The sequence below is a fragment of the Pseudoalteromonas sp. TB51 genome, assembly GCF_000498055.1.
Lineage (GTDB): Bacteria > Pseudomonadota > Gammaproteobacteria > Enterobacterales > Alteromonadaceae > Pseudoalteromonas > Pseudoalteromonas atlantica.
The window spans coordinates 1-3,562 of sequence record NZ_AUTO01000188.1 but is presented as its reverse complement, the minus strand read 5'-3'; the positions used below and the strand labels follow the sequence as shown (position 1 = coordinate 3,562).

Sequence of the window (3,562 nt, the reverse complement as noted above, 5' to 3'; positions counted from 1 at the left end):
ATGGCAAAAGAAAAGTTTGAACGCGTAAAACCGCACGTAAACGTTGGTACAATCGGCCACGTTGACCACGGTAAAACTACACTAACTGCAGCAATCACTAACGTACTTGCAAAAGTATACGGCGGTGTTGCTAAAGATTTCGCATCAATCGATAACGCTCCAGAAGAGCGCGAGCGTGGTATCACAATCTCAACTTCTCACGTTGAGTACGATACACCAACTCGTCACTACGCACACGTAGATTGTCCTGGACACGCCGATTATGTTAAAAACATGATCACTGGTGCTGCTCAAATGGACGGCGCTATCTTAGTAGTAGCTGCGACTGACGGCCCTATGCCACAAACGCGTGAGCACATCCTACTTTCTCGTCAGGTTGGCGTACCTTACATCGTTGTATTCATGAACAAATGTGACATGGTTGACGACGAAGAGCTACTTGAGCTAGTAGAAATGGAAGTTCGTGAACTTCTTTCTGAGTACGACTTCCCAGGTGATGACTTACCACTAATTCAAGGTTCTGCTCTTAAAGCACTTGAAGGCGAAAAGCAGTGGGAAGACAAGATCGTTGAGCTTGCAGAAGCACTAGATTCTTACATCCCAGAGCCAGAGCGTGACATCGATAAGCCATTCATCATGCCTATCGAAGACGTTTTCTCAATCCAAGGCCGTGGTACAGTAGTAACTGGTCGTGTTGAAGCTGGTATCATCAACGTGAACGACGAAGTTGAAATCGTTGGTATCAAAGAGACTACTAAGTCTACTTGTACTGGTGTTGAAATGTTCCGTAAGCTTCTTGACGAAGGTCGTGCTGGTGAGAACATTGGTGCACTTCTACGTGGTACTAAGCGTGAAGACGTTGAACGTGGTCAAGTACTAGCTAAGCCTGGTTCAATCAAACCTCACACTACATTCACTTCAGAAGTATACGTACTTTCTAAAGATGAAGGTGGCCGTCATACTCCTTTCTTCAAAGGTTACCGTCCACAGTTCTACTTCCGTACAACTGACGTAACAGGTGACGTACAGTTACCAGAAGGCGTAGAAATGGTAATGCCTGGTGATAACGTTAAGATGACAGTAACTCTAATCGCGCCAATCGCGATGGACGAAGGTCTTCGTTTCGCTATCCGTGAAGGTGGCCGTACTGTAGGTGCTGGTGTTGTAGCAACTATCGTAGAGTAATAATTAGCCTAGCTAATTAATACTAAAAAGAGGTCACTTCGGTGGCCTTTTTTAATGCCTCAAGAAAAGTGTTTAGTTTTCAGCTATCAGCTATCAACTATTAGTCGCTTGGTGTTAAATTATACTTAACACATAAAAAAGCACGACTTTAAGCCGTGCTATTAATTAAATTTTTTGACAACTGACAACTGACAACTGACAACTGACAACTGACAACTGACAACTGACAACTGACAACTGACAACTGACAACTGACAACTGACAACTTACAGCTTAGTGCTTTTTCGCATATGCTTCGGCTTGCTTCCAAACCCTTAGCGTATTTTCGCTTAAAATCTTTTTAATGTCTGAATCGCTGTAACCTCTGTCCATTAAGCCTTGTACTAGGTTAGGGTAGCTAGATACATCCTTTAAGCCAATCGGTAACGAATCGCCAACCCCATCGTAGTCAGAGCCAATGCCCACGTAATCAATGCCAATAAGCTCTACAACGTGATCAATATGATCAAGTACTTGCTCAAGGCTTGCAAACGGGAATGGGTTTTTAGCGCGGTACGCTGCATCAAAGTCTTTACTTGGCTTAGTGCCTTCTTTTTTAACGGTCTCTTTAGTACTTTTAAGGTCTTTGTACCACGCACCGGCTTTAGAGGTTACAAAGCTTGAGCCAAAGTTAATTTGAATAACCCCGCCATTCTTTTTAAGCGCTAATAACATGTCATCATTCATATTACGCTCAAAGCCTGGCGTGTATTTGCGCAGTGAAGAGTGTGAAGCAATAACCGGCGTTTTAGATAGCTCCATTACCTGATAAAACGCATCATCTGATATATGTGATACGTCAATTAGCATACCGACGTTGTTCATTTCAGTAATTAGCTTTTTACCAAATGGGCTTAAACCTTTCCATTTACGGCGAATATCGTATGACGAGTCAGAAATATGGTTGCTTTGCGAGTGCGCAAGTGTGATGTAGCGTACACCGCGGTCAAAAAAGTGCTGAAGGTTTTCCATTTTTCCTTCAATTGGCGAGCCATTTTCCATGCCCATCGCAATTGACAGTTTACCTTGCTCAAATTGCGCTTCTATATCCGCTGTTGAGCTAGCAATAGCAAATTTTTCAGGGGCACGCTGTGCAATGGCTTCCATGCTATCAATCATTTGGTTGGCTAGCTGGTAGCTTTTACCTTTGCCTTCAAATTCTAAGTGAGCAGGAATATAAATCGACATAAAAGGGGCGTTTAACCCCCCTTGAACTGCGCGAGGGTAGTCAAAGTCGCCGCCGTCGGTGGCTTTAGTTACATCAACCCATTTTTCGTGGATACGATAAGGTACATCAATATGGGTGTCGATTAAAATAGTGTCTTTTGCTAGTTTTACTGCTTTGTCTGACGGGCTTTTTACTTGCTCTGCAAAGGCTTGTGGTGTTAAAGCTAGTGATATGGCTACCACTAGAGTGCTGAGTTTTATCATGTTTTGGCTCTTTGGGTAAAAAGCCATTGTGTACGTTCAGCTCAAAAGTTACAAGTGTTAGGCGCTAATCAAACGACTGCGCTTCATGCTCTTCGCTTTGCAGTGCTTTAAATTCATTTTTTGAGATAATAGTGACCGACTCATGTAGCTCAGAAAAAAACACCATCGCTTCACCATTTCTAAGCTGCTGATTAACCTGCGCTACTTTACTTTGAATACTCACTTCTTGCTCACCATAATCGGTGCCTTCACGAAGCACGTAGCTTTCAATTAGGTTGTAGAGGGTGTCTTTATCAAGTTGTTCAAAAGGGATAATCATAACTGCTTACTGCTCGCTTTAGTGGGGACGTGCTGGCCAAAATAATGAGGGACGGCTTGTTCAAGCCAAAATACTGGCCTAAACGGATTATTACCGCTAATAAACCCTACGTGGCCGCCTTTTTCAGAGACGCTCAGGGTAACATGCTCACTCACATCTTGCCTACTTGGCACGGCTTTAATCGACAACATTGGGTCGTCTTTGGCATGAATTATTAACGTAGGAATCGCAATATGTTTTAAGTAGGGCATTGCGCTGGCTTGACGATAGTAATCGTGTGCGTTTTCAAAGCCATGCAGTGGAGCGGTTAGTTGATTATCAAACTCTAGCAAATCGTCAATTTTCATTAACTGCTCAGAGGTAATAGGTATTTGCTGCTTAATTTGTGGCAATTTACGCTGCATTGATTTTTTCATTCTATCGAGCAAGTACTTTTGATAAATCTTGCCTAAGCTTTTGCGAATAACATCGCTTGATGATGATAAATCATAAGGCGCCGAAACCACGGCTGCAGCACTTAAGGGGCAGTTTTCGCGCTCTTCGCCTAGATATTTAGCCAGTACATTGCCCCCTAACGAAAAACCAACA

Annotated in this window: 4 protein-coding genes; 1 reads left to right on the top strand and 3 read right to left on the bottom strand. The window is 43.1% G+C overall.

Annotated elements, in window-relative coordinates; translation table 11 throughout:
• On the top strand, positions 1-1,185 hold the full coding sequence (tuf, locus tag L650_RS0110085) for an elongation factor Tu (RefSeq protein ID WP_029773026.1): 1,185 nt from the start codon (positions 1-3) through the stop codon (positions 1,183-1,185).
• A gap of 273 nt (positions 1,186-1,458) precedes the next feature.
• Here tuf and L650_RS0110080 read toward each other — a convergent pair whose 3' ends face one another.
• From L650_RS0110080 to L650_RS0110070, 3 genes are all read right to left on the bottom strand, one after another.
• On the bottom strand, positions 1,459-2,655 hold the full coding sequence (locus tag L650_RS0110080) for a dipeptidase (protein ID WP_029773025.1): 1,197 nt from the start codon (positions 2,653-2,655) through the stop codon (positions 1,459-1,461).
• Between the two features lie 64 nt (positions 2,656-2,719).
• Positions 2,720-2,974, bottom strand: coding sequence for a YheU family protein (locus L650_RS0110075; protein WP_004589625.1), 255 nt, complete (start codon positions 2,972-2,974; stop codon positions 2,720-2,722).
• Positions 2,971-3,562 (bottom strand): alpha/beta fold hydrolase (locus L650_RS0110070; RefSeq protein WP_029773024.1); only part of this gene is annotated, 592 nt, incomplete at its 5' end. The genes L650_RS0110070 and L650_RS0110075, both read right to left, overlap by 4 nt.